Origin of the sequence: Salinisphaera sp. G21_0 (assembly GCF_017744115.1) — a bacterium.
Classification (GTDB): domain Bacteria; phylum Pseudomonadota; class Gammaproteobacteria; order Pseudomonadales; family Endozoicomonadaceae; genus Endozoicomonas.
In genome coordinates, this window is sequence record NZ_JAGHQW010000006.1 from 33174 (window position 1) to 59246 (window position 26073).

The following is a 26073-nucleotide window of genomic DNA, read 5'->3' on the forward strand; positions in this document are numbered from 1 at the left end:
TGATCAACTCCCTGAATGAGCTGTGGATAAGTCCTTTTATCCCTTACTGTTACTGGACAAAACAACGCCTGTTTACTTTTTGTACAGACGCAATTTGGCTCACACCTCCTTCAAAATATTTGCAGGAGACTGACTGATGACCCGGCGAATCCCCAGCCATCCGGCAATACCCAGAACAGCGGCACCAAACAGGGGTAATGCACACCAGATAAACCAGGCAGGTTCCCAACGCAACTGGAAAACCCGGGTATTGAGCAAATAGCTGGCAAGCTCGGTACCGCAGGCTGCCAGTAAACCTGCCAGAATACCGAACAGAACAAACTCGCCGATCTGCATGATCAAGAGCTGACGACGGGTTCCTCCCAGTGAGCGAATCAATGCGCCCTCGTGCAGGCGTTCATCAATGCTGGATTCAATCACGGACATCATCACCAGCAACCCTGCCAATAGCAGTGCTACCAGCATTGCTTCGACAGCAATGGTTGATTGCGCCAGCATCTTTTTTACCTGATTAATCACTGCGTCCAGGTCCAGTAAGGTCATGGTGGGAAACTGAGTGACCAAACCATTGAGCAGCAGTTTATCCTCTGCATCCAGATAGAAACTGTTCAACCAGTTAGCCGGCAGATCCTGTAAAACGGCCTCAGGAAAAATCATGTAAAAATTAGGCCGGAAAGACTCCCACTGGACCGAACGAATACTGCTTACCGTTTCAGTAAACTCATTGCCTGACACCATAAACGTCAGCCGGTCACCCAGATCAATACCCAGGTTTTCAGCAATTTCTGCCTCTATGGAAAGGCCCTCATTACTGCCGGGTTCCCACCATTCGCCCTGTTCAATCCGGTTATTTTCCGGCAACGTTTCTGACCAGGTCATGTTCAATTCACGGTTCAGGGCGTTATGGTTCTCCTGCTCTTTGGTTACTGCCTCCCTGACGGGCACATCATTAATGCGAACCAGACGACCACGGATAATCGGATAGAGCTGACTGGTATTCACATCATTAATGGTCAGAAACTCGGAGTATGCGTCAACTTCAGACGGCTGGATATTCATGGCAAAGTAGTTGGGCGTCTCGTCCGGCAACTCATTCTGCCAGCGATCAAGCAGATCGGTGCGCAGTAGCAGCACCACCGCCATGGCCATAAAGGTCAGGGTAAATGCCAGAAGCTGGGCCGAGGTCTTGCCTTTACCCCGGATAATCCTGCTGACCCCGGGACGCCAGAACACCGGCAGGGCAGCAAGCCTCTGACGATTGCCCAGGTGAGTAAGCAGCAATTGCACGCCCAGGGAGATCATCATCAGCACCGCTCCCGAAGCCACGGCCAGAATCAGCGCCATCACCACCTCGCCGGTGTGATACCAGAGCAGCAGAAACACCGCCATTAACGAGAAACCGTATACCAGCCAGGAAGCAGCCGGCGCAGGCGACAGGTCACGTCTTAAGACCCTCAGTGGCGAAACGTCCTGCAGCCGTAACAGTGGTGCAAGCCCAAAGCCCGCCAGGGTAATCACCCCGGTGAGCCCACCAATCACCATCGGCATGATACCCGCAGCAGGCAGCCAGGCGGGCAATACCCCCCTGAGCAACTGGACAATCCCTTCCTGAAGCAACCAGCCAATCAATACGCCGGGAAGCGCCACCAGCACCGCCACAAAAGCCAGCTCCCCAAGCAACAGTCTCAGCACCTGCTGGCGACTGGCTCCCAGGCAACGCATCACCGCACAACTATCAAAACGGCGCTCTGCAAACCGCTGGCTGGCCATGGCCACTGCAACGCCAGCCAGCAGCATCGCGGCCATACTGGCCAGGCCAAGAAACTGCTTCAGCCGCACCACCGAGTTGCGCAGATCACGTCGACTGTCGTCGGCCATCATCAATTGTTCACTGGTATCCAGACGACTTTTGGACCATGCCTTGAATTGTTCCAGTGATGAAAGCTCTCCTGCCATCAGCGTTTTCCAGCTGACCCGGCTGCCCGGCTGGATAATGCCGGTGCTGTCCAGGTCCGCCATATTGAACATCAGCCTGGGTGAAAAGCTGTAAAAATCACCTCCCCGATCGGTTTCCAGAGTGATTGCCCGGGTAATGGTCAGCCAGGTATTCCCCAGCATCACCTGATCGCCGATAGCCACGCCCAGTAAAGGAAAAAGCCTGGGCTCAAGCCAGGCTTCACCCGGATTGGGTGTGTCATTGACGATCTGGTCCGGGGCAAAGGGCTGATCGGCCGTGCGAATATGCCCACGCAGTGGATAATTGTTTTCCACAGCCTTGGCAGAGACCATCTGCATTTCATCCCCGGCCATCACCACCGAGGGAAATTCAAGCACTGTGGATAACTTTAAACCCTGCTTTTTGGCTGCTTCGAGAATCACTGGCTGCACCGGTCCCGAGCTGCGAATCAACATATCCGCACCCAGTACTTCTGCCACCTGTCGTCCAAGAGCCAGTTGCAGACGATCACTGAACAGAGCAATGGCAGTACTGACCGCAACCGCCATCAACAGTGCCGCCACCAGCAGCCAGAGTTCACCGGAGCGCCAGTCCCTGAGCAGGAAGCGCCAGGCGAGTCCGAAGGTACTTTTCGGCTTGTGGATAACCTTATTGTGCTTAAGACTTGCGGAGGAACTATTCACCGTCATACCACCGCCTCCAGACGACCGCCGTGCAATTTCAGTATTCTCTGACACCGTCTGGCAAGGTCCATATCATGGGTAACCAGGATAATGGTGGTACCGCTGGCCTGATTTACTTCAAACAGAAGTTCAATAATGCTTTCACCGGTTTTCTCATCCAGATTGCCGGTGGGTTCATCGGCAAAGAGAATATCCGGTTCCCCGGCAAATGCCCTGGCAATGGCGACCCGCTGCTGCTCACCACCGGACAGTTGTTTCGGGTAATGCTCCAGCCGGTGCTCCAGACCGACACGGGTTAACAGTTTCCTGGCCCGCTCACCGGGGTTATCCACACCCGCCAGCTCAAGGGGCAACATAACGTTTTCCAGCGCCGTTAAGTTGGCAAGTAACTGGAATGACTGAAAAACAAACCCGGTATGCTGCCCGCGCACGGTTGCCCGCTGATCTTCATCCAGATGATCAATGCGTTTTCCGGCCAGGCTGACACTGCCTGCCGTGGGCAAATCCAGCCCTGCCAGAATACCCAGCAGCGTTGACTTGCCTGAGCCGGAGGTCCCTACAATCGCAACGGATTCACCAGACTTGACCTGAAGGTCAAGTCTGGACAAGATGGTGAGTCGGTTATCACGGGCAACCACGGTCTTTTCCAGACCTGAGGCAGTCACCGCCAGTGAATCAGATTCTATCGATGGAGTGGTTTCAGCGGCGGTCTCAGAGGTGAGAGTGTGGCGGGAACCGGAGAGCGCATCATTCATGAGAAAATCCTTATTTCGTCGTCTTTTCACCAGCTCAAAGCCTTTTATCAGCTCAAGGCTTTCTATTGGCTCAAGGCTTTCTATCAGCTCAAGGCTTTCTATCAGCTCAAGGCTGTTTACTCTTGTTTTAATGTCCCTTCCGGCCATCAATCTGTCAGCTTCAGAAAAAACACTATTAGTGTATGGCGACAGTCTTAGTGCTGCCTACGGTCTTACGGATATCAATCGGGGTTGGGTGCAATTACTTCAGGAAAAAATCGACAGCCATCAGTACCCCTGGAAAATTGCCAATGTCAGTATCAGTGGCGAAACCACCGCCGGAGGCCTGAGCCGATTCCGAAAAACACTGGCACAGACCAACCCGGACCTGGTGTTACTGCAGCTCGGTGCCAATGATGGTCTGCAGGGAAAGCCGCTGAAAACCATCAAATCCAACCTTGATCAGATGATCGCCCTGACCCGGGAATACAATTCTGACATTATTCTCTTTGAAATGAAGATCCCACCCAACTACGGACCGGTCTATACCCGACGTTTTACAGAAACTTTTCATGGGCTGGGTAAAAAGTGGGACATACCAGTGATTCCCTTCTTCCTGGATGGCGTTGCAGGCAATGATTCACTCAATCAACCGGACGGGATTCACCCGACGGAAGCCGCCCAGCCAATCCTGTTAAACAATGTATGGCCTGAGCTGCAACCCCGGTTGCAGCAGTGAATCCCTTACTGAATAACTTCCTCTTTTTGCCACGGAGACACGGAGTCACAGAGGAAAAGATTTTTTCTTTTCTCCGCGCCTCCGTGGCAGGGTTGTTTCTTTACTGGGTACATCGGAAATGTGGAAGTTGTTTCAGGATAGTTCCTTATGGTGGTTAAACCAGGGGCTTAGCCACCTGTCGTACTTTATTACCCGAAACCAGTTCCAGAAATTCATCCCCCAGCCGCTTGCTCTCATTAACCACCCGCTGCCAGTAACGCACCCGTTCGTCGTAGGTAAATCGGGCAAAATCATTACGATCAGGTATTTTTCCATAGGGGAGCCGGTCAACAAATGCCTGTGACGGCGAAACCAGTACCATATTGTCGGTATTCTGTGGCAACGGCCTGCGATGCTTTAAGGCCTTATCAAACCAGCCGGGAATCATCCTTGAGTAAAAGTGTGGGTAAAGCACCAGACCATCACCCTGATGAAAGCGCATATCGAAGTGGTAATCGGTAAGCCCGCCATCCCGATAGCAGCCTGCGGGCGCACCAGAGATATTCTTCACACCCTTCATCACCGCAGGAATGGCACCAGAGGCCATAATGGCATCCACCAGATTGGTTGCCGTCAGTCGCACACGCTCAGTCGGAAGATCATCGGCATGATAAAAAGCAGGCTTCTCTGAAGTGTCATAGGCTGGATGATAGAAAAGAGTACGGGTAAAAAATGACGACAAATATTTTCTATTAATCAAGTTTCCCGTAGCGGCAAGCCCCAGGCCCGCTATTTGTAGCGGTTTGCGTTCAGAAGCGACCAGTCCATGGCTTCTCACGGCAATCAGATTAAAACGAAAAACCGGATTATCAAGGATCTGTCCGACACTATCGGAGGAAACGATCGTTTCTACCAACTCCCTGGCTTTACGACTTATTTCAGCAGCATCTGGCTTGCTGGAATAACTGGTATAAATATAGCCCTGTTCAAAACGCTCATGGGCAGCCAGAGGGTCATCCTGGCTGTAACAGCTAAAGCGCCAGCTGCCGGCAGAGGTGCCAATCAGATCCAGCGGTGATGTTCTGTGGCTGAAGTATTCACCCAGCAGGGCTTTATCAAGGCCACTGAGCACAAACCACTTTGGACCACCAGAAGCGCCTACCATGACCTTGACACTCTCCTGGGGCAAACCATTGGCACGAATACTTTCCAATGCCTTTGCCCCGGCCTGAATATCAATCAGACTGCCCATACACCGCTCCCCCTGAAAATTCCCAACCAGTGTTATCGATTATAAGGATGATGAGTATGCCAGTGTTGGGCAATCTGTTCCCGTGTACATAGCCATACCTGCTCCCTGGATTGCACATAATCCAGGAAACGGGCCAGGGCTGCCGCTCTTCCCGGTCGTCCAATCAAACGACAATGAAGGCCTACCGACAGCATTTTGGGAGCAGTAGCACCTTCTTCATAAAGTACATCGAAAGCGTCCTTCAGGTAACTGAAGAACTGATCGCCGCTGTTAAAACCCTGGGCGGTGGCAAAACGCATATCATTGCAGTCCAGCGTATAGGGAACCACCAGCTGGGGTTTATCAAACCGGGTATCCCAGTAGGGAAGGTCATCCGCATAGCTATCGGCGTGATATAAAAAACCTCCCTCTTCCACTACCAGCTGCTCGGTATTTGGACTGCAACGTCCGGTATACCAACCGGTTGGGCGCTTACCGGTCACTTCGGTGTGCAGACGAATCGCTTCCTGCATATGACGACGCTCTTCATCAACGTCCATAAACTGATAGTCAATCCAGCGATAACCATGGCTGGCAATCTCCCAGTCGGACTCAATCATGGCGCTGACAGCTTCCGGATTGCGTGCCATGGCCATGGCGACACCGTACACAGTGACCGGTATCTGCCTCTGGGAGAACAGCCGGTGAAGTCGCCAGAACCCGGCCCTTGAACCGTACTCATAGATCGACTCCATACTGATATGACGCATGCCCTTATGAGCCGGAGCACCAATGATTTCCGAGAGAAATGCCTCCGATGCTTCATCACCGTGAAGAATACAGTTCTCGCCGCCTTCTTCGTAATTGATAACAAACTGAACCGCTATTCTGCTATTACCCGGCCACTGGGGATCAGGCGTCGTTTTGCCATAACCTATCAGGTCTCTTGGGTAGTCATCTGTCGTTAAAAGAGGGTCGAACTTCATTGGGCTCTCCATTTTTTTATTGCCTGCCTGATGGGTTCTATGGCATAAATGCTCAAAAAATTGACTAAATGGTCAAATAATAAAACCTATTCTATCAGGATAAAGTGGTACAAGGCTCATACAAGTTTGCCGCTATCAATGCACTGAAAAATAATAACAGCAGGTTCAACACATTAATGAATAACTCTTCTGATGATCTCGCCGCACAGTGGCAGCAGACAAGAATTGATCTGGCAGCCCGTGCGCTGGGTGGGGATGTTCTCGACTGCAGCGATGATTTCTTTGCCGAAAAAGATAACCTGCTACTGGCAGAGGACCCTATATTTCTGCCAGAAAAATATACGGCCTACGGCAAATGGATGGATGGCTGGGAGTCACGTCGTCGTCGCGATGCACCGGGTTATGAAGGCTGTGACTGGGTCATTGTGCGCCTGGCTGCTGTGGGTGAAATCGAAGCGCTGGATATTGATACACGTCACTTTAAAGGTAATGCCCCCGGCGCGGTGCAGCTGGACTACCTGCTTGATGACGCTGATCCCAACGAACAGAGCAACTGGCTACCGCTGACGGATCGGGTGGACGTAAAACCCGATTGCAGAAACCTGATTACTCTGGATCAGCTCGCTCTTCAACCAAGAGTAGCCAGCCATATTCGTTTGAGAATTTACCCGGATGGTGGTGTTGCCCGTCTCCGGGTTTATGGCAAGGTTCATCTTGATCAGCGCCATCGCTTACCGGGTGAGCCCCTGGATCTGGCGGCACTGATGAACGGTGGCCGCTCCGTAGCCTGCAGTGACTCATTCTTCGGCCCTATGCAAAACCTGTTACTGCCAGGGCGTGGTGTCGATATGCATAATGGCTGGGAAACCAGACGTCGGCGGCAGGGCGGTAATGACTGGATGATGGTCAAGCTGGCTCTGCCCGGCACTATTCATCGCGTAGAAGTGGATACCTTGCACTTCAAGGGTAACTACCCTGACCGTTGCAGCCTGGAGGCCTGTACCTTTGCTGGGGATAACCCTGAAGATGCAACGGATCCTGTGCAATGGCATACCATTCTTCCGGAACAGAAACTGCATGCTCATCGCAACCATCGGTTCTTGAATGAGTTGCAGAACACGGAACAACCATACACCCATGTGCGTCTGAATATATTCCCTGATGGGGGTGTATCAAGGCTTCGCGTTCTTGGCTTTGAGAGCGGTTATGAGAGCGGTGTTGAGGGGAGTAGTTCATGACACTTGATGAACTGAACAGTCTGGATATTGATAGCGCCAGATATTTTTTCCGCCAATGCTGTACCAGTGATCATTGGCTGGAATTCATGGCGAACAACCGACCGTACTCCAGTCAGGATGAGCTTCTATCCACAGCGGACACCAGTTGGTCCGCTTGTGGAGAAAAAGATTATCTACAGGCTTTTGCAGGCCACCCGAAGATTGGCGACGTAAACAGCCTGAAAGCAAAATACGCCAACACCCGTGATATGGCCGGTCATGAGCAATCAGGCGCAGCCACTGCCAGTGACGAAACACTCAAGGCGTTAGCAGAAGGTAACACCGCTTACGAAACCCGCTTTGGCTATATCTTCATTGTCTGTGCCACCGGGAAGTCAGCGGATCAGATGCTGTCACTGCTGAATGACCGGCTGAATAACCAGCCGGAACATGAACTGAAGATTGCCGCTGCCGAGCAACATAAGATAACCCGGCTACGTCTGAACAAACTGATTGAATGGAGGCCAATGGCATGACCGGCATCAGCACCCATATTCTGGATACCGGTAGCGGCTTACCGGCAGAAGGAGTCCCTGTCTCCCTGTCAAAACAGGAAGGAGATAACTGGAACCCAGTTGGCAGTGGCGTCACCAACAATGATGGTCGCATTCCAAACCTGGCGACAGATGACCTGAACCTTTCCAAAGGGGTTTATCAGCTGCATTTCGCCATTAAGGATTATTTCCAGAAGCATAAAGTCCAGTGCTTTTATCCGGAAGTTGTGGTGACTTTTGAAGTCAGTGATGACCGTCATCACCATGTGCCGCTGCTGTTATCACCCTATGGCTACTCTACCTATCGGGGTAGTTAAGCCATCACAAGCAGCTGATTGACTCAATATAATAAGAACGAGAACAAGGCTTATGGATAAAGAAATACCAGCCCAGACGCTGAAGGTGGAAATACTGACCCGTGAAGCCTTTGAACCTTTTGGTGATGTACTCGAAACCCGAGATGTACCGTTGGTGATCAATCAGGGGCGTTGTCAGAAATACAGCGACCTGACATCAGTCACCACGGACGATCAGGGTTACACGACAATACATATCTATAAAACAGCCCCGATTAACCACGATTATCAACTGGACCTGCTAGAACGACACCCACTGGGTAGCCAGACATTTATGCCCCTGGCAGGCCAGCGCTTTCTGGTGGTGGTGGCCCCTGACTCCAGTGACGGCTCAACACCCGAGTGGTCATCCATTCGCTGCTTTCTCACCAACGGTAAACAGGGAGTCACCTACCACCCTGGTGTTTGGCATCACCCTTTGCTGTCCATTGCTGGTGGAGATGATGGCGGAGAAGAGTATCTGGTGATTGATCGTAAGGGACCCGGTGATAACTGTGATGAGGTCTTGATGTCTGTGCCGTATATCGTGGAGGTGCCATGATGAGTCAATCGGTAGTTTGGCGAGCCTCTGTCCTGCACTTTCTGGAGGATCCGGCAAAACAACAGGGTTCAGAGGACTCCTGGGAGTTTTTCGAAGACGGTGCCCTTCTGGTTGAAGATGGTCTGATAACCCGATGCGGTCCCTCCGATCAGGTCTTTAAGAATCTGCCCGCCGGAACAGAAATAAAAGACCTGACCGGTCGCCTTCTGGTTCCGGGTTTTATTGATACACACGTACATTATCCACAGCTTGAAGTATTGGCAGGCTGCGGTGTCCAGTTACTGGACTGGCTCAACCAGTACACATTTCCGGCAGAGCAGAAGTTTGCTGATGAGCAGTATGCCAGTGAGATTGCACGGTTCTTTCTGGACCAATGCCTAAGCCATGGAACCACCACAGCCCTGGTGTTTGGTACCGTGGCACCTCAGTCCGTTGATGCTTTTTTTCAACAAGCCCATCAACGAAATCTGCGTATGATCGCAGGCAAGGTGATGATGGATCGTAATGCCCCTGACTATCTGCTTGATACCCCTGAAAGCAGCTACGAAGACAGTAAAGCATTGATCAACCGGTGGCATAACAAAGGGCGATTGTCGTATGCAGTGACCCCGCGCTTTGCCCCTACCTCATCATCGGAACAGTTGCAGATGGCTGGCCGATTATTGCGGGAACATGATGGTCTTTATCTGCACACCCACCTCTCGGAAAACCCGAAAGAGATTGACTGGGTTCAGGAACTGTTCCCGGACAGCAAACACTATGTGGATGTGTACGATCAGCATGGCTTGCTGGGCCCCCGGTCCGTATTTGCCCACTCCGTCCACCTGTGTGACCACAGTTGGCAGCGAATGGGCAGTTCCGGCTCATCCATCGCCTTTTGCCCGGGCTCCAACCTGTTTCTCGGTAGCGGGCTGTTTAATCTGAACCGGGCTAAGGCCCATGGTATCCCCACCGGTCTTGGTACCGATGTGGGTGGGGGAACCAGTCTCTGCCTGCTCAATACCATGAAAGACGCTTATCAGGTATCTCAGTTGCGGGAGGAAACCATCTCGCCGCTTCAAGCTTTTTACCTGGCCACATTGGGAGGTGCCAGGGCACTTCATCTTGACGACAAGATCGGTAGCTTCCGCACAGGCAATGAAGCGGATTTTCTGGTGCTCAATCCGGCGGCTACCCCAATGCTTCAATTTAGAACGGAAAAGATAAGTGCCTACAGCGAACAAAGGGCACTGGAAGAGTTGCTTGGCGTGTTGATGGTGATGGGCGATGACCGGGTCATTGAACAAACCATCATCATGGGTCAGGAAGCCTGAAAGCCGGAAGTGCTGACGACACCATTACGTCTATAACAACCGTCGCTCAGCATTTTCACTAATAAAATGAGTATTGAACCATGGAATCCTATCTACAAGAGTGGTTAAACCTGCTATTTCGCTGGCTACATGTGACTGCCGGTGTCGCCTGGATTGGCGCATCCTTTTATTTCAACTGGCTGGAAGGGCGGTTGGAAGCAGCGCCAGCAAACAAGCAGAAAAAAGGCATCAAAGGTGAGTTGTGGGCGCTGCACGGCGGCGGTATTTATGAAGTGAATAAATATCATCTTGCCCCGGAAAAACTGCCGACAACGCTGCATTGGTTTAAATGGGAGGCTTATGTCACCTGGCTGAGCGGCATGGGCTTGCTGGCCATTATTTATTACTGGGGGGCAGAGAGTTATTTACTGGCACCGCAGTCTGCGCTGACGCCCATTCAGGCCATTGCCATCAGTATCTTCAGCCTGCTAACGGCCTGGCTGATTTATGACCTGTTGTGTAAATCACCGCTATTCAAACAGGAAACACTGTTCAGCCTGGTGCTGTTCTCGCTGGTGGTGTTTGCCGCCTGGGGCTACGCACAACTGTTCAGTGGCCGTGCCGCCTATATTCATGTCGGTGCGCTGATTGGTACCCTGATGGTGGGAAATGTGTTCAGGGTGATTATCCCTTCCCAGAGAAAACTGGTTGCCGCCGCTGAACAGGGGGATACCAGTTTTGATCCTTCTTGTCTTGGAAAGAGTGCCAGGCATGCCCTGCTGCGCTCTCGCCACAACAATTACTTCACACTGCCGTTGTTGTTTATCATGATCAGTGGTCACTATGCCATGACCTTTGGCAGCCAGTGGAACTGGGCAATTCTGGCGGTTCTGGCAGCGGCTTCAGTACTGGTTCGTCATTTCTTCAACCGACGCAATCAGGGTGCCATTTTAACCTGGCTATGGCCTGCAGCGGCGGTGTTGATGTTGACTCTGGCCTTTATTATCCGACCACAAATGGCTGCACAGCAGGCACCGATGGCAGAGCAACCGGCTGTGGAACAGGGCGATATTGTTGAGCTGGTTACTGCCCGATGCAGCACCTGTCACTCGGCAACACCGACAGATCCTCTCTTTCAGTCACCGCCCGGTGGCCTGGTTTTCCACGACTATGATTCCATCGCCAACAAGGCTGATAAGATTTATAGCCAGACCGTACAGACTCAGATTATGCCATTGGCTAATCGCACGGGCATGACCGATGAAGAGCGCAAGTTGCTTGGCCTGTGGTATCAACAACTCAGAGCGGGTGGATCGAATGATTCATGATGTTGAAGCCTCTCTTTCAGTAATGCCACTTGCTTAAGAGTGGATATAAAGAAGACCCGGTACAGAGTCGTCCGGGTCACATAATCAGTTGAGGCGAACGGTCACCCAGACAAAGCGGTGATCTGAGGAAACTTCTTTATCGGTACCACGGTCTCCTACCCTGGGGTCATTAAACAGCAGACGTCCCGGTTCGCCCTCTGCCTGCCAGTAGACACCGGAATCCACCACATTCAGCGTCAACGACGGCACGGCATAGTCTACCCGGCTCCCAAAGGTACTGGTGCGGGTTTCAGGGTAAGGGTGGCCTTTGCTGTTATCTTCCAGCCTGGCACCTTCGCTGACTGGTAAATACTTGCCAGCCGGATGACTGACCTCGTTATTGACCAGCGGATGGAAGATCATAAGTTCTCGAATGCCATAATTCTGACCGCTGGAGAACTCCGTGTCGGCATTCAGGTCACCCATAATCACAAAGTCCTCACCGGTAAAGCCGCCGGTATTGCCCTGGTCGTCATAGAGGCTTGGTTCACCATTCAGGTAGTGCATCCACAATTTATTTTCAGCACCGTTGCGATAGCGGTTATGGTGGGCCAGGGGATCAAAAGCTGCCGGCGTCGGGTGGGACAGCAGGGCGTGGATAACCTTGTTGCCACTGGGTGTGGGGATAATAATTGGCGCATCCACATGGTTTTTCGAGCTGAGTCGCAGCTCCTGAAACTCCTTATCGTTGTACCAGTTATCGTTACATTTCATGCCCTCAGGAATTGGGTTGTCGGGATCTTCACAGTTAATAATGGTCGGAATCACAACTTCTTCAGGCAGATCTTTCCACTTGAACGTTTGAAAGGTGCGGGTGTTGTCGGCATCAATCTCAAACCTCGACATCAGGGCAAAGCCGTAGTGCCCATGATAAAAACCAAAGCCGTAGGCATCATTGGGCAATGTGGGTCCAGCGCCGTCATTGCCAAAATCCAGACTGGTGTCTGTGGGCAACAGACCGGTATTAGTGGCATAGTTCTGAACAAACGGGTAGTGAATCGGCTCCAGCATATCGCCCCCGTCGACACTGTTCATACTTTGGGAAACCGACAGATAGTTTTTCTGGAAGTTGGCCAGCGCGGTCATATCCTTGCCTTCACCATCGTTATTGAACTCGGTGAGCAGCAATACATCAGGCCGGTTCTTCTGGATGATGGCAGCAATATTACGAATCTGTATCACCCGCTCTGCCCTGGCATGCACGTCAGATTCAGTACCACCGGCAACATCCTGTTTCCAGATGGCAATCAACTGGTTCTGTTCCTCTGGCGTGATGCTGAAAAACTCAACCCAGCGCTGGTAGTTTTCTGCCGCGTCACCATCGACAGCAAACGATACGTTAAATGAAGCGAACTTGACATCCACTGGCATTATTGGTTCGGTTACAAACTCTTCATTACAGCCAGATAACAGGATAGTGGAAGTAGCCAGCACAGCGGCCAGCAGGGTCTTTTTTACATTCATGGGGGGGGAAGTAAGCGGTGGTTAATCAGGTGGATTATTGTGCATGGAAAGTCTGTTGTACACTATTGATGCAGATCAAACCAAGTGATTAATCTTTGTACACCTGACAGCAGGGCATTCAAGATAATTTCAGCGAGCATGAGCACCTGATTTCCCTGGCGATATCACCTCAGGTGAGTACTGCAGCGGCTCTTAGGGTAGACATTAAGCGCCTACTACTCTCTTCGGCAAGTTAAAGATGGAACCACGAAGGACACGAAGAGCACGAAGGAAAAGAATAGCTCTTCTTTGTGTTCTTCGTGTCCTTCGTGGTTCCATCCGAAACCCCAATTAAAGGAGGGATAAGCTTAATGTCCAACCTAATGCAGCGGCTAACCTGTCAGAGTCTATCATCAGATGGGGCGGGTCATTAACCTTTATGATAAGTGCTATTTGATAAAGTGCTGACGATAAAACCGAAGTTCATCAATGGACTCACGGATATCTTCCAGCGCAAGGTGAACACCCTTCTTGGTAAACTGCTCCAGTAACTCCGGCTGCCAGCGACGAGCCAGCTCTTTCAGGGTGCTGACATCAATATTCCGATAGTGGAAGTAGTCGTGCAGCTCTGGCATATATTGCCAGAGGAAACGGCGGTCCTGACCGATGGAGTTACCGCACATTGGTGAAATACCCTGGTCAACGTGTTGGCGGAGAAAATCCAGGGTCATCTGTTCAGCCTGCCTTTCACTGATAGTGCTGGCTCTTACCCGATCCGTCAGGCCTGTGGCTCCGTGAGTCTTAACACACCACTCATTCATGGCACCCAGAACATCATCATTCTGGTGAACAGCGAGAACTGGACCTTCCTCCAGAATGTTCAACTGGCCATCGGTAACAATTGTCGCGATCTCAAGAATCCGATCATTGACTGGATCCAGGCCTGTCATTTCCAGGTCGATCCATATGAGATTATCCGATTTAGCCATCCAACACCCGGTCGTCAAAGTTTAGAAAGTCTGAACGGTTTGATAATTACCTGTCCTGTCGCTGAAAAAAGATGGATCAATTTAAGGGCAGATAACGAATCAGCTGACATAATAAGTCTACTTCATTCATAATTGCAGCGAAATCAGCTCAACACAAATTTATGATACTGTCCAACCTTACAAATCAGGCTCTCTCCCGCACATCATGAGTAAGCGCAAACTAACGCGCAAACAAAGCTGGCGCATCGAGAAAATTCAGGAAGAACGCAAAGCCCGCGCCCAAAAGCGTGAGGATAAGATTACCCTGGAACTTCAGGATGATTCCCTGGGACCAGAGCAACCAGGGCTGATTATTGCCCACTATGGCGCACAGCTGGATATCGAACCCATTGGCAAACCCGGTGAGACCTATCGCTGCCACCTGAGGGCCAACCTGCCACCACTGGTGACCGGTGACCGTATTGTCTGGAGAGCCTCCAGCAAAGGCGGCATGGGGGTGGTAGTGGCACTTGAGGACCGTGACAGCCTGTTATCCAGACCGGATATGCGAGGACAGCTAAAGCCGGTTGCCAGCAATATTGACTACATTGTTCTGGTCATCGCCCCGGTGCCTATTCCCCATTCGAACCTGATTGACCGCTATCTGGTGGCTGCGGAAACCGTTGGTATTGAGCCGGTCCTCCTGCTCAATAAAACCGATTTGCTGGAAGGTGGAGCGAACCGTCCATCTTTTAGTAAAGAGCTTGACGATATGCTGATTAACTATGAGCGTATTGGCTACCGCGTACTTAAAGCCTCCACCCGGACGGAAGATGGGCTCAATGAACTCAAGAACCTTCTGAATGAACATACCAGCGTTTTCGTCGGCCAAAGCGGTGTCGGAAAGTCTTCTCTGGTCAATACACTCCTGCCCGGCGTTGATACCAGGGTCGGCCCGCTGTCTGAAAGCACCGGCAAAGGCACCCATACCACCACGGCAGCCAGGCTATTCCACTTCCCGGCCGGTGGTATGCTGATTGACTCCCCGGGGATCCGGGAATTCGGACTTTGGCATATGGAACCGGAAGACGTGTTGCACGGCTTTAAGGAGTTTCGTCCCTTTATCGGGCACTGCAAATTCAGGGATTGCAGTCATGAACAGGAGCCGGGTTGCGCTATTCGCCAGGCCCTTCTGAATGGCGATATTCTTCAGGAAAGAATGGACAGCTACCAGAATATTCTGAATTCTCTGGAAAAAGCATAGGGCAGAAAAGCGTTAATACCCATAAAGTGGTACTGACTTAAGAGTGAAAGTCTTGCCATACGTAGGCTTTAAGGCACCCTGCGATTTGAACCACAAAGCACACAAAGAGCACAAAGGAAAAGAAAAGCTCTTCTTAGTGCTCTTTGTGTGCTTTGTGGTTCCATTCAAATCTCTCAATTTTTGAACACATCCAAGACACTGGTTTTCACACAAGGTCCTTGCTATGTGGCACAATAGCTTTCCAAAGTTGTGCACAGCCAATCTGCTTCAATGCAAAAACACACTGGAAAAATGGTTCTTTCCTCAAGCTTTCAATTACGGTACCCGTGCCTCTGTACTGTGAATGCCAATTGTCCTGGCGATAGTAAAATTGCACCAGGCTCGCGTTGAGATTCACGGCCTGCTTGATGACAGAATGCCTTACGGTTTCTGTTTTGGGTTTATCATAAGGGTCTTTCATGACCGTATGCCCCAGAGTAATCACCCGCCCTTGGCGATTGAGAAATAAATAAGCCAGCAAACCACCGGTATCTGTTGTCCCAAAATGTCTTTCTACGTACGCTTTGGCTGATTGATTGCTGGGAATACAAGCCGGCGTAAAGGCCAGATACTGTTTCAATTGCTGAGGGAGAGGCAGTGTCGCATATTCGCGTGACACAATTCTTTTTTGGGAGAGTTGCTGTTGAATGGCCCGCCTGCACAGATGTTTCAGGGAACCAACCGTCAGATGTTCATCTTCGTGCAGGCCATAAAGCTCAGCCACGGTACCTTGCCACTGACAGCCAGTAAATGGACACCTGAGGTAAAATTTGCTGATTTTACGTCCCGTGAAATTATCAACGTTAATCAAATTACAATAACTGATATTTTCTGGAGTATCCGGCTTATTCTCAGCTGAGCAATGGTGACATAATCGATCTGTTGGTAGTGCCAGGGTTCTGTAATGGCTACAGTCCTTGCATAGCAAATGGCCACACATTGTCTGAACTACCCTTCGTGGTATTCCGCCACAATCAACGCAAACGCGATCCTCTGGAAACCGAATGCGCTCGCTGTTTTCCGGCAACCACTGAGCATTGCTGACAGCGTATCCGCCCCACAACACTCTGTTACTGTCGCTATCTACAACGCCGCCATGGGCACTGCCCATCAGTGGCAGTATCGGGCGGCTGACTGCTGGGTTCATGTTCATAGGTGCTCCAAACCGTGGCTTCGCCAGTCATGAGAATTGGTCATCTGGCTTCCCGGTCGACCTGCACAAATACGACACTCTCAAACTACAGGGCGGGCCGGTTGGTGCCTGACGCAGAGGCTCTCCCTGGAAAAGCTACCGTGGAGTATCAATTGCTTAACGAAAACTTTCCAAAGTGTCACACCATCAATATGCGCCAAATCGTCGCAAGCGTCCCAATGCACACAATTCCATCGCAAGGATTCAGCTACGGTGTCATTACCTTCACAAGCGGGATCCCATTTTTTCGGGTGGTAGTAAAACTGTATATAGACCGCCTTGCGGTCCAATGCCTGCTCGCGGATAAAGCGCTTTACGGCTCTTTTTTTGTCGGCATCAGAGGGATCCTCCACGACCGTAGACCACGTAGCCATCACCCGGTCCTTATTATTGAGCAACAGGCAAACCAGCAAACCAGGGGATGTCACAAAGTACTTTTCTACATAGGCTTTGGCTGAGCGGTTGCTGGGCGTGTAACCCGGTGGCGCATTGGCCAGATACTGTTGTAACCCCTGAGGTAAGCGCAAGACAGCGCAGCATTCGCTTAACAGAATAGTATTATGACCAAAGCGGCGTTGAATGGCCGTCCTGCACAGATGTTTAAGTGGAGAGACAGGGGAAGCATTCATCAGATGTTCACTTTCATGAATGCCGAAAAGTTCAGCCACCGTGCCTTGCCACTGACAATCGGTGAATGGACACTTGAGGTAAAATTTGTCGATCGCACGTCTTTTGAATGGAAAAGGTTCGATCACTTTGCAAGCATCTATGTGTTCCTGCGTGGCAGGTTTTCCATTAGCTGTGCATATATGACATAAACGACCTGGCGGGGTTGTCAGGGTTCTGTATTCGCTGCAGTCTTCACACAGAAGGGAGACGCAAGCTGTTTGTACTGCGTTGCGCGCCAATCCCTGACAATCAAAGCAAATACTCCTCGGTAATGAATAGAGATACTCTTTATTTTCTTCCGGAAAAGCCTCCACATTGCAAATGTGGTATCCGCCCCACAACACTTTGTTGCGGTAAATATCCGTAACTGGACCACAGGCACTGCCCATCAGCGGCAGTTTTTGGGCGCTGGCTACTGCGTTCATGTTTCCCGATCATCCAAAATCAATATTGCAATGCAAATGGCCCCGGACAAGTCATGGAAATCACAGGTTCGGAGTGTGATGCTCATGATACAGCGTCCAGTATAGCCAGCATCTGCTCTGCCTGCCGAACGGGACACAGGGAGGGAGTTGGGGGGCAGGTCTTTCTTTTTGAACACCTTCAGGATTCAAGGCCTGACACCGGTTTTTTCTCTGGAAAAGGCGTAGAAGACAGTCGTACAATCTTTTTTGATAAGTGTCATTGCGGTTCAAGGATTACCTATACTCAACAGTGTCAGATAACACCGCCTGCCGATCATGATCAACTATCAGACCACCAGCCAGCACCCAAGGCTTGGCTTTGAAGTGTGTCAGGGTTTAAACCTGAAAACGTTAACCAGCAGCCAGAGGCTTGGTCTGAAACATGCGCTTTGGCAGCATGGGGTTGTCTTCGCCAGGAAGCAACATATGACCGCCAGTGAGATGGAACAATTTGCACTGGATACTTTCGGTCCCATGATGATAGGCGACAATCGCCAACGTAAGGATCGCCCACCTTTACCACCTGAGCTGGTCAGCAATCATGTGGCCGTACTTGGCAACCCCCTGGGCCCTGTTGATCGCCCACTGGAGTCAGCTGCATGGCAATGGCATCACGACAAGGATGCGCTTCCCCGCCTGGAGGGACTGGCAATGAATGCGCTCTATATCGTGATGCTTCATATACACAAGGTGCCCGGGACCGGATGCGATGGACAACCTCACACAACGCACTTCCTCGACCAGCTTGAAGCCTGGCGCGCGCTCAGTCCTGAGCGGCAGGCAGAGTTGAGAACAGTAAAACTGATCCACTCGCCACCTTTTTTGCAGCCTGATTCATGGACAGCGGAAACACCGTTAAAAACCCACCCCCTGGTCTCTGAACATGAACTGATTGCCAGGGAAGGGCTCTACATGGGATCGGATACGGCAATACCGGTTGGGCTTGAAAAGGACCCTGAAGCGGCCAGAACATTCTGGCAAGCACTGTTGGATGAAATCCTTGCCAGCTGTGTCATTTACGCTCACCGGTGGCAGGAAGGCGATATTGTTTTCTGGGATAACTCTCAAGTCATGCACCGTGGACAACCCTATGACTCAAGGCACCATCAGCGAGTTGGCCTCAGGTTAGGGGTAGTGGCCCGGGAAGAAACCACGCTGCGACATCGCTAGCGAATTATTGAGGTGGGGAACCTTGCAACTATAAATCTGTCGAATCCCATTGATGATTAGTAATCGGTAATGAAAAAATGAATTCAACATATTTTTCTTTTGCCACTACCGCTGCTGCAAAAATCAACTCTATAGTTTATAGCTCAAAGGCTAAGGGTGGAAAACAGCAAACAATATCCGGCTCAAGGACATTGTTCAAAACGGTAACAACTTCGGAAGAGCCGGTAAAGCCACGAATATATAAGCGCAAAGCAATGGATGAAAGGCCCATCATTGCGGATCTCGGCAAGAAAAGTTGTAAAGTAACCACTCCTGATCACCAGATTGCTGTCAGGCAGAGTCCACAGCTCTCAGAATCAGGGCAAGCAAGTATCTCAAAGAAACCTTCTGATCCCGCTGTCTTACCAGGTCAAAATATACAGAGGGCCTTGGATCAGCCCGTTGAAATAAATGGAAGACAATATACTCGTCAGGAAATTGCCGGGTTAACCGTACCAAAACTTAATCAGATTCTCAAGAAAGAAGAAGATAAAGAAGTTTGTAAATTTGTAAGATATTTGCGAAGAACTGAGAAGAATAAAGGTTACTCTGAAAAAAGCAGAGGATTGAAAGTTATTAAAATGCAATACATTGATAAGCAAATAAAAGTGATGCAGTCAGAAAAAGATAGATTGAAATTGGAGAATAAAAATCTATCCCGGGAAATAAAGGCTATTAATGAAAAATGTAAAGAAGTTGAGCGGTTAATTTCCATTAATAAGAATTAAATAAAAGGCAGAAATAAAACAGAGGTCTTTCTTTTAGAACATAGTAAAGATACAAGACCTACCGTTCTTTCTTTTCTAACTATTTTCAAACAGCCTTTTATTGTTACTACAGAACTACCAAAAAGTTCTGATCAAAAACCGCCACTGAAGCTGGAGTCACAGCCTCCGCCTCCGCCACCGAAGCTACAGTCACCTCCGCTGTAACCACTGCCGCTGCAAACACCGCTGCTATAACCACCGCCACCAGAGTAGTCATCGTGACTACTACTACCATAAGTACCATAAGCACTACTGCTGTGATGGCTGCTGGCGAGTAAACCACCTGACACCAATCCTATAAACAAGCCGTTTCGCATGGAACTGGAAGTTTCGGAGTTGCCAGTACTTTTGCTTCCGGAGATGGAAGATGTGCTCGGGGGGTGAGCTTTGACATGCGCTCTAATGGTTTGTCTTTGACCCTGAGAGAATTTTCCCGACGGAGTATCTGGCAGATTTGTCGTTGACCTTCGTGTGTAGGGTTCACTTTTCGGTTGGTCAACAGAAGTACAGCTAAAGCAACTCCACAGACCTTTTCTCTTGGTCCCGGGCTCTTGTTGCTGCGAACCGGCACTTACATAATCGGAGCGCACAGTGGCCCCAGAAATGGATTCCATGGAAATCTCCAGTGTTTCAAAGTTACATAGATAATGTTTATTTGTACGTCCGCTTTACTGAATGATTCCTGATAACAGAGACAACATTTGGCGGAACACCATGGATCATAGTCATGATTCTGGATATGGCAAATTTTCTATGGTTTTTTGGGCTATGTTTCCTTTAAAGGCACTGTTCGGAAACAATCGTGAATAAATTCTGTCCAATCCAATGAGTCAGGCAAACCGGATTTATTGAACGATGAATATTTCAGGCAACTATCAGGCAATGGCCCAAAGTGGAAACAATCTTCGGTACTGTCAATCCTGTCAGAATGAACGACAGGCTGTGCAAGAGTCGACCTTTAATGAATGCTCCGAATTGGTGTGTCTGGGATGCTGTTCCTGCCTGGTATTAAAATTTGGATACGGCTGCATAGCATCTGGTTTCTGTGGTGTGCTATGTGCCGCAGCGTGCAAACCATTGTTATTGGACCTGAGTGTTTATTTAACGGATGAGCATCTGAAAGATCGTAAGTGCCATCACACGGATAACTTGACGCCCCGGTTTAACGTTAGCGGCACCAGTAGCGATATTACAGCTGATACTGCCAGGGCAACGGGTTCAGTTGATGACCGTCCGACTAAACAACCCCGGCCTATTACTGTTCAGCCAGAGAAAAACTCAGACAGACATCCTCGCCCAATCGGGCGTGGCAGAAATAAACGTCGCCGGTAGTGTTGTAATTATACTGGTCCGATACACCGTGAATATGACAACACTTCCGTTCTTTCCGGTATTTATCAATAAAAGTATGCTGGAGTCATATGGCATTGCTTTTTGCTTTTTTTCTTAACCGGGCAGCAGTGATACTGCCCACATTATCATTATCAACACCTTCATCAGCAACACGTTGCGATTCGACAAAATCAGCCCATATAGCAACGTCATGTTTATTGTACAAACAAACAGGAATTTGCCAGCAGTATTTTTTCAGACTTTCAGGTAATGGCAACTGGTCCAGAACGAAATACTGATCAGTGGCTGCATATCGTTTGATGATCGACCGGCACAAATACTTTAATGAGTAAGGGCTATCCACAATATTCTCAATGGACAGAATCTCATTAAAGTTCCTGTCGATAATGCGCAGTGGACTTTCTACAAGAAACTTTCCTGTCAGTGAGGTTACCTTGGCAATGCATTGAAACGCACTGGTTTTATCAGGTATTTGTTGAAACAGAATTCTGAGTATTTCATCCTCACCATTGAGAGCTGCGAGGTAAAATGCACGGGAGTCATAACCCATGACTGCCTTTTGCCACCCCCTGCTCAGGATGAACTCTACCTCACTGGAAAGACCACCTGCTATGACCGTCAGCAGCGGAAACCAATGATTGTGGTCAAGTGTGAAGACTTCTACCTTTTGCCGGATCAGGAATCGGAGAATATCTGTGTCTCTGGACTCATTGGCATAGTAACAGGCGAGCTGGAAGACAGAGGTGAAGGTTTTGCAGTTCCTTGCATTGATATCAGCACCATACTCTACAAGTCGTTTCACCACCTGTTTATTCCCTTTGCGGCAGGCGGACATCAGCGGAGTTGAACCATACGTGTTGACCGCTTCAACATCTGCTCCGGCCGCCAACAGCATCTGGGTAACCTCTTCGTTGCCTACTTCAGCAGCAGCATGCAAGGGGCCGAACATCATTGAATCTGTCTTCTCTATATCTGCGCCCGCAGTCAAAAGTATCCCGGTGATTTCCGTGCAGTTCTGATCGGCAGCCGCTATCAGGGGTGTCCAGCTGGCATTGTCGGCCCGGTCCACATCAGCTTTTGCACGAATTAGCTTTCTGACATGCTCGGGCTGATTAAAATAGGCGGCTCTGGTCATTAGTGTAAATCCCTCACAATCCACTGTGTCCAAGTCACCTGTCGACAGAGCTGCATGACTTGAACAACATTGGCCTAATACACTGGACAGTGAATCCGCTCCGTTCAGTTGCCCGTTCAGTTCAGGGGTGAGCGTTTCAGCAGGTTTCACTTTACGATTGGCCAGCCTGGGCATCGTGCCCGCTTCAAACTGGTTGCCAGCGGTTGGCAATTGACGGGTAGTAATCTGATCTTCTGGATAGTGGTCGCTGGACAGATGGTTAGGGGCAACCGGAAGTGAACTCGATAATCTTTCTGCTGGACCCACGCTACCTCCCGGGAAAATCAGGACAATATGACAGCATCTCTGTTAGAGAGATAAACGTCATGAAAGTTCCTGATCGGGCAGCTAATCGCAATAGCTCATGACGTTTTAGTCATGATGAAAAACTGTCCTTGCAATGCGGGGCAGACAATATACGACACTGTTTTTTAATTGGTGTCATTAGATCCTTCATGAGCAACCATATTAAATGCCCTGGAGCGCAGATTGCTGGCCAGTTTGCCCTGGGCTGGATCGGGGTAACTGTTCTGAAGACGCTCCAGAACATGCATAAGGACAATGCGTGGTACGGAGTCGAGCTTTGGCTCTAAATATTCAAGGACTGCCAGGACATTAATGCGCGTCATTGCCATCAGTGCGCGGGCAGGACCAACAGCCTGACCGATTGCCAGGTTGAGTTCATCGATCATAATGCTGGTAAGTGACCTGGCGTGGGTCGAGTCACCTGAAGCCAGCACAGGGGAATCGTAATTTAGCAGTGTTGACGGGCCAGATTCCATCGGGGTGATCAAGTCAACCACATAAATCCAGTCTTTCCTTGTATACGTTCCTTTTAAACGAAGAATGAGGTTGCAGAAGCAACAGTTTATGCCGTAGTAAACCTCATTGAAGTCGTTGGTTTTAACCGGTTCATACTCATCCGGCAAGAAGCCGCCCTCCTCCTTGGCAGCTTCCTTCAGCCAGTCATAGAGTTGATCTTTAATGCTACTGAAATCCTCTCTGTTAAGCACCAAAAGATCGGTATCCCTTGGCGTGACTGAGCGTTGAATAACACCCGGTAATATTTCGGCTGGTAACAGGTCGCTGCTGGTTGCCTGCTTAAATGCCTCGCTCCCCCAGAGTGACTGAACCTGTACCTGGTAAGCACGGCTTCCCAAATATGCCACAGGCTTCCCGTCATGATTCAACGCCTGTACCCCCTTGGCTATTTGCTCATGAAAATAATCTCTTGCCGTGAGGGTCTTCGGAGTATCTAACCTGACAGATTTGTTATTGTTTGTGACAAAATTTGCCAGAGTATTACGGTTTTTGCTGGTTTGTTTCTTAGAGCGGCCATTATTAGTCGGGACTGGATTCGGTTTATGACTGATAGTGGTTTTGGCTAATGATAGCTCTTTAGAGATATTCAGGTCTTTTAAGCAGCCTGCTATGAAAGCAATATTTTTTTTCAATCTTTTCCTGTTACAAGCTGAAGCCTGTTCAAGCTTGGCAATAGTTGGAAACTCATTATTGAGAATGTCGACCCGTTTACTGATAACGGTAACCAGGGCATCATTCAAATGCTTAATTTGTTGCAAACTGTGGTATAAAGTAGCGTGAATTGACTCGAACATAACAATTTTCAGGCACTTGTCTTGTTCATTAATGACGTGTTCCCTGATTTTGTTTAAGTGACTGAAAGCATCTTTGAAACTGGATTTGATGTTTTGGTTGAACCTGTGAAATTGATCAGTTTTCTCTTTAATCCCGGAAGCATTTGCTTTGATTTTTTCATTCCATTTCTCTTTTCTCATCTTTGGTGCGTGTGATGAATCACTGGTATAAATGCTGGTAAGGCAGGCTTCCAGATCACTGAATATTGAAGCGCATTCACAAATTTGCTCAATGAGCACTACGCAGTAATAACTGCACTGAGAGAACGTCAGCAATAACTCAGTGTGCGGTGATGGTGCATGGTTTGCAAAAATATTGGTTAGCCATTCACAGGATGTTCTGTCCAGTTCTGAGATGTTGATGCCTGGATTGTATGCATCGCACTCTTTATTAATGAGCTTTAAAATATCATGATTCTGGATCAGGGGGCGTGCCAGGAAGGGTTTCAGGCACTCAGAAAGCGGTTGCGGATTGTCATTTGTTATTCCATCCCCGGCAGTATATTGCACGATGATTTTTTTGGCCTCATCAAAGCTATTCCTGATGGTCATCTCGTGATTGTTGGTCAGAGTCTGTATTCTTTTCCTGACCAGAGGTAAACGACGGTAGAATGTGCAGTCTTTCATTGCCTCATCGGGCAATAAGTCAAGCTCATGCAACTGGTCTCCCCATCGGTTCAGAACATCCAGTGTTTTTTGCAAATACTCGGTTTTCTCTACCGGTATTAAGAGTGACTGGTTTTCAGTTTCATCCTCCTTGTGATCAATAAGGTTACTCAAGTAAATAGAAGCAGCTACAAGCCCTTTGATGAAATAATAGCTAAGGGGGTAATATCTGGATTGTCTATGCTCATTAAGTTCACTATGCCAGCTTTCGATGTTAATTCCTGCCGTATTGTTATGTTTAAGTGCTTGAATAACCGGCTCCAGTGAATACTGGTTGTGGAAAACTATTCGAGTGGTTGCTTCACAAGCCTTTTTGGTTTCATCCCATCGCCCTGCTATTGAAGCGGCATGTATTAAATCTGCACAGAATAGATGCTGCCCAATCGTCTGATTGGTCACGCAGACTGGTTGAAATTCGTGATCACCAGATTCTTGCCTGTATCGATCAATTGATTGGAAAAGATAATCAGAGACGATATGCAGGATAGGCTCTTTACTCTTAAAGTCTTCCCATGCTCCTGTAGCAATGGCAGTGAGCATATCGCTGATCCCTTCTTTTAGCATGTCAGACTCTTTCGGATTAAAGCCAGGGCGTTTCCGGGGTGGCACATGCAAAATTGAGTGGTAATTCCTGATTTGCGGTTTTACTGGTGCCCGAAGGGCAATATTGTCTCTGATGTCAGCGCCTCTTATCAATTTCTCCACAACACAACGAACAAAGGATAAATGGCAGGCAATATATTCACTCAGAAAGCTGATTGCTTGCTGGTCCGGGGAGTCATCCCCGGGATACCATTGGCATAGCATTTTGATGAGAACACGATACTGCATGGCCAGCCGCAGCGTTACTTCACACATGTCATCGCTCAAAAACAGCTGTTCGGAGAATTCGATATATTGACTTTTGAAAGGGAACTTTTTTTTGTTATACCAATCAACAAGTTGGTATGCATTGTCTCTGAATACCAGATATTTATCGGCGAGACACCTGAGCGAAACCAGTCTATTGTAGATTAAGCTATGGAACTGGTGATGATCGGTATCAAGAAACTTTCTATTGAGGAATTCTTGCTCAAGTTCCGCACTATGGTTGGATAATACCTCCTTGAAGTTTCGGACACTCCCTATCGTAATTCTCTGAGGGGACGACGGTATGCAGAAATCGGGAAGAGTACGCTCAACGCTGTTATCATCAGGCAGAGGCTTCATGAACACGTCGGAAACAGGGCAGGAGGCTGATGAGGGTTCCGGAAGGCTCTGGTCAGAAGCCGAGGTCAATTCAGGTGTATGGTACGTTTCATCTACTTTAATGGTCGCAGTTTGCCTTTTGGTCAGTGAAAAATCACTGGGCTGGGAGTATTCCGGGCCATTGGTTTTATCACTACTCACGAAATGAAGTTCTGGTTTGATTACAGAAGCTCCGGCTGTCGTTGGGTCTGTGTTTACCAATCCTTCTGAGCGGCGCTCAGTGGTGTATTCGTCAGGGGCAGGACGGGGAAAAGCAAACGGAGTACATGTGTTTTCGATATTTTGCATAATTATTTTTAAAGAACGGCATGTAACAACTGGATATC

General features: G+C 49.3%; 21 protein-coding genes. 10 read left to right on the plus strand and 11 right to left on the minus strand.

All coding sequences use genetic code 11. The annotated features are described in order from the left end of the window. Nucleotides 1-99 precede the first annotated feature (99 nt). Nucleotides 100-2640: an ABC transporter permease gene (locus J7439_RS04430; protein WP_209200622.1), complete on the minus strand. Its 2541-nt coding sequence runs from the start codon at nt 2638-2640 to the stop codon at nt 100-102. A 2-nt stretch (nt 2641-2642) separates the two neighbouring features. Beyond that, a complete protein-coding gene (locus J7439_RS04435; RefSeq protein ID WP_209200710.1) occupies nt 2643-3395 on the minus strand; it encodes an ABC transporter ATP-binding protein in 753 nt (250 codons plus the stop codon). A gap of 178 nt (nt 3396-3573) precedes the next feature. Between J7439_RS04435 and J7439_RS04440 the strand changes: the two genes are divergently transcribed. Next, on the plus strand, nt 3574-4113 hold the full coding sequence (locus J7439_RS04440) for an arylesterase (RefSeq protein WP_209200623.1): 540 nt from the start codon (nt 3574-3576) through the stop codon (nt 4111-4113). 154 nt (nt 4114-4267) lie between these two features. Here the strand turns inward: J7439_RS04440 and J7439_RS04445 are convergent, their stop codons facing one another. Together J7439_RS04445 and puuE are read right to left on the minus strand one after the other, a co-directional pair. After that, nucleotides 4268-5344: a patatin-like phospholipase family protein gene (locus J7439_RS04445; protein ID WP_209200624.1), complete on the minus strand. Its 1077-nt coding sequence runs from the start codon at nt 5342-5344 to the stop codon at nt 4268-4270. 32 nt (nt 5345-5376) lie between these two features. After that, nucleotides 5377-6309, minus strand: coding sequence for an allantoinase PuuE (puuE, locus tag J7439_RS04450; protein WP_209200625.1), 933 nt, complete (start codon nt 6307-6309; stop codon nt 5377-5379). 176 nt (nt 6310-6485) lie between these two features. Here puuE and alc point away from each other — a divergent pair, with 176 nt between their 5' ends. The 6 genes from alc (at nt 6486) to J7439_RS04480 (ending at nt 11597) form a co-directional block, all read left to right on the plus strand. Further along, nucleotides 6486-7547 (plus strand): allantoicase, encoded by a 1062-nt coding sequence (gene alc, locus J7439_RS04455; protein WP_209200626.1) that lies wholly within the window; start codon nt 6486-6488, stop codon nt 7545-7547. Further along, a complete protein-coding gene (uraD, locus tag J7439_RS04460) occupies nt 7544-8062 on the plus strand; it encodes a 2-oxo-4-hydroxy-4-carboxy-5-ureidoimidazoline decarboxylase (protein ID WP_209200627.1) in 519 nt (172 codons plus the stop codon). Before alc ends, uraD begins: the two co-directional genes overlap by 4 nt. Continuing rightward, the gene (gene uraH, locus J7439_RS04465; protein ID WP_209200628.1) at nt 8059-8397 is read left to right on the plus strand and encodes a hydroxyisourate hydrolase; all 339 of its coding nucleotides are present in this window, start codon (nt 8059-8061) and stop codon (nt 8395-8397) included. Before uraD ends, uraH begins: the two co-directional genes overlap by 4 nt. Before the next feature lie 52 nt (nt 8398-8449). After that, a complete protein-coding gene (locus J7439_RS04470) occupies nt 8450-8977 on the plus strand; it encodes an ureidoglycolate lyase (protein WP_209200629.1) in 528 nt (175 codons plus the stop codon). Then, entirely contained in the window at nt 8977-10290 is a 1314-nt protein-coding gene (guaD, locus tag J7439_RS04475) for a guanine deaminase (protein WP_209276224.1), read from the plus strand. The genes J7439_RS04470 and guaD overlap by 1 nt, the downstream gene beginning before the upstream one ends. 80 nt (nt 10291-10370) lie before the next feature. Then, a complete protein-coding gene (locus tag J7439_RS04480) occupies nt 10371-11597 on the plus strand; it encodes a urate hydroxylase PuuD (protein ID WP_209200631.1) in 1227 nt (408 codons plus the stop codon). Nucleotides 11598-11681: 84 nt separating this feature from the next. Here the strand turns inward: J7439_RS04480 and J7439_RS04485 are convergent, their stop codons facing one another. Then, the gene (locus J7439_RS04485; protein ID WP_209200632.1) at nt 11682-13100 is read right to left on the minus strand and encodes an endonuclease/exonuclease/phosphatase family protein; all 1419 of its coding nucleotides are present in this window, start codon (nt 13098-13100) and stop codon (nt 11682-11684) included. Nucleotides 13101-13528: 428 nt separating this feature from the next. Then, nucleotides 13529-14068, minus strand: a complete 540-nt coding sequence (orn, locus tag J7439_RS04490; protein WP_209200633.1) for an oligoribonuclease — start codon at nt 14066-14068, stop codon at nt 13529-13531. A gap of 205 nt (nt 14069-14273) precedes the next feature. Here orn and rsgA point away from each other — a divergent pair, with 205 nt between their 5' ends. Further along, nucleotides 14274-15311, plus strand: coding sequence for a small ribosomal subunit biogenesis GTPase RsgA (gene rsgA / locus J7439_RS04495; protein ID WP_209200634.1), 1038 nt, complete (start codon nt 14274-14276; stop codon nt 15309-15311). Nucleotides 15312-15516: 205 nt separating this feature from the next. Here rsgA and J7439_RS04500 read toward each other — a convergent pair whose 3' ends face one another. Both J7439_RS04500 and J7439_RS04505 read right to left on the minus strand, forming a co-directional pair. Beyond that, nucleotides 15517-16161 carry a hypothetical protein gene (locus tag J7439_RS04500; RefSeq protein ID WP_209200635.1) on the minus strand — a complete coding sequence of 215 codons (645 nt, stop codon included), beginning with the start codon at nt 16159-16161 and terminating at the stop codon, nt 15517-15519. A gap of 422 nt (nt 16162-16583) precedes the next feature. Next, complete coding sequence (locus J7439_RS04505; RefSeq protein WP_209200636.1) at nt 16584-17636, minus strand: hypothetical protein; 1053 nt, start codon at nt 17634-17636, stop codon at nt 16584-16586. 315 nt (nt 17637-17951) lie between these two features. Between J7439_RS04505 and J7439_RS04510 the strand changes: the two genes are divergently transcribed. Continuing rightward, the gene (locus J7439_RS04510; protein WP_209200637.1) at nt 17952-18845 is read left to right on the plus strand and encodes a TauD/TfdA dioxygenase family protein; all 894 of its coding nucleotides are present in this window, start codon (nt 17952-17954) and stop codon (nt 18843-18845) included. 77 nt (nt 18846-18922) lie between these two features. Continuing rightward, a complete protein-coding gene (locus tag J7439_RS04515; protein WP_209200638.1) occupies nt 18923-19612 on the plus strand; it encodes a hypothetical protein in 690 nt (229 codons plus the stop codon). 131 nt (nt 19613-19743) lie between these two features. On the opposite strand, the gene J7439_RS04520 is transcribed toward J7439_RS04515, so the two are convergent. From J7439_RS04520 to J7439_RS04530, 3 genes are all read right to left on the minus strand, one after another. Then, on the minus strand, nt 19744-20265 hold the full coding sequence (locus J7439_RS04520) for a hypothetical protein (RefSeq protein WP_209200639.1): 522 nt from the start codon (nt 20263-20265) through the stop codon (nt 19744-19746). An 803-nt stretch (nt 20266-21068) separates the two neighbouring features. Beyond that, nucleotides 21069-22445, minus strand: a complete 1377-nt coding sequence (locus tag J7439_RS26895; protein WP_209200640.1) for an ankyrin repeat and SOCS box protein — start codon at nt 22443-22445, stop codon at nt 21069-21071. 164 nt (nt 22446-22609) lie between these two features. After that, nucleotides 22610-25888, minus strand: a complete 3279-nt coding sequence (locus J7439_RS04530; RefSeq protein WP_209200641.1) for a hypothetical protein — start codon at nt 25886-25888, stop codon at nt 22610-22612. Nucleotides 25889-26073 lie beyond the last annotated feature (185 nt).

Bases quoted from the DNA above. Each gene is read 5' to 3' on its own strand.
- J7439_RS04435 (WP_209200710.1), bottom strand. From the start codon at position 3,395: ATGAATGATGCGCTCTCCGGTTCCCGCCACACTCTCACCTCTGAGACC.
- J7439_RS04445 (WP_209200624.1), bottom strand. From the start codon at position 5,344: ATGGGCAGTCTGATTGATATTCAGGCCGGGGCAAAGGCATTGGAAAGT.
- puuE (WP_209200625.1), bottom strand. From the start codon at position 6,309: ATGAAGTTCGACCCTCTTTTAACGACAGATGACTACCCAAGAGACCTG.
- alc (WP_209200626.1), top strand. From the start codon at position 6,486: ATGAATAACTCTTCTGATGATCTCGCCGCACAGTGGCAGCAGACAAGA.
- uraD (WP_209200627.1), top strand. From the start codon at position 7,544: ATGACACTTGATGAACTGAACAGTCTGGATATTGATAGCGCCAGATAT.
- uraH (WP_209200628.1), top strand. From the start codon at position 8,059: ATGACCGGCATCAGCACCCATATTCTGGATACCGGTAGCGGCTTACCG.
- J7439_RS04470 (WP_209200629.1), top strand. From the start codon at position 8,450: ATGGATAAAGAAATACCAGCCCAGACGCTGAAGGTGGAAATACTGACC.
- guaD (WP_209276224.1), top strand. From the start codon at position 8,977: ATGAGTCAATCGGTAGTTTGGCGAGCCTCTGTCCTGCACTTTCTGGAG.
- J7439_RS04480 (WP_209200631.1), top strand. From the start codon at position 10,371: ATGGAATCCTATCTACAAGAGTGGTTAAACCTGCTATTTCGCTGGCTA.
- J7439_RS04485 (WP_209200632.1), bottom strand. From the start codon at position 13,100: ATGAATGTAAAAAAGACCCTGCTGGCCGCTGTGCTGGCTACTTCCACT.
- orn (WP_209200633.1), bottom strand. From the start codon at position 14,068: ATGGCTAAATCGGATAATCTCATATGGATCGACCTGGAAATGACAGGC.
- rsgA (WP_209200634.1), top strand. From the start codon at position 14,274: ATGAGTAAGCGCAAACTAACGCGCAAACAAAGCTGGCGCATCGAGAAA.
- J7439_RS04505 (WP_209200636.1), bottom strand. From the start codon at position 17,636: ATGAACGCAGTAGCCAGCGCCCAAAAACTGCCGCTGATGGGCAGTGCC.
- J7439_RS04510 (WP_209200637.1), top strand. From the start codon at position 17,952: ATGATCAACTATCAGACCACCAGCCAGCACCCAAGGCTTGGCTTTGAA.
- J7439_RS04515 (WP_209200638.1), top strand. From the start codon at position 18,923: ATGAATTCAACATATTTTTCTTTTGCCACTACCGCTGCTGCAAAAATC.
- J7439_RS04520 (WP_209200639.1), bottom strand. From the start codon at position 20,265: ATGGAATCCATTTCTGGGGCCACTGTGCGCTCCGATTATGTAAGTGCC.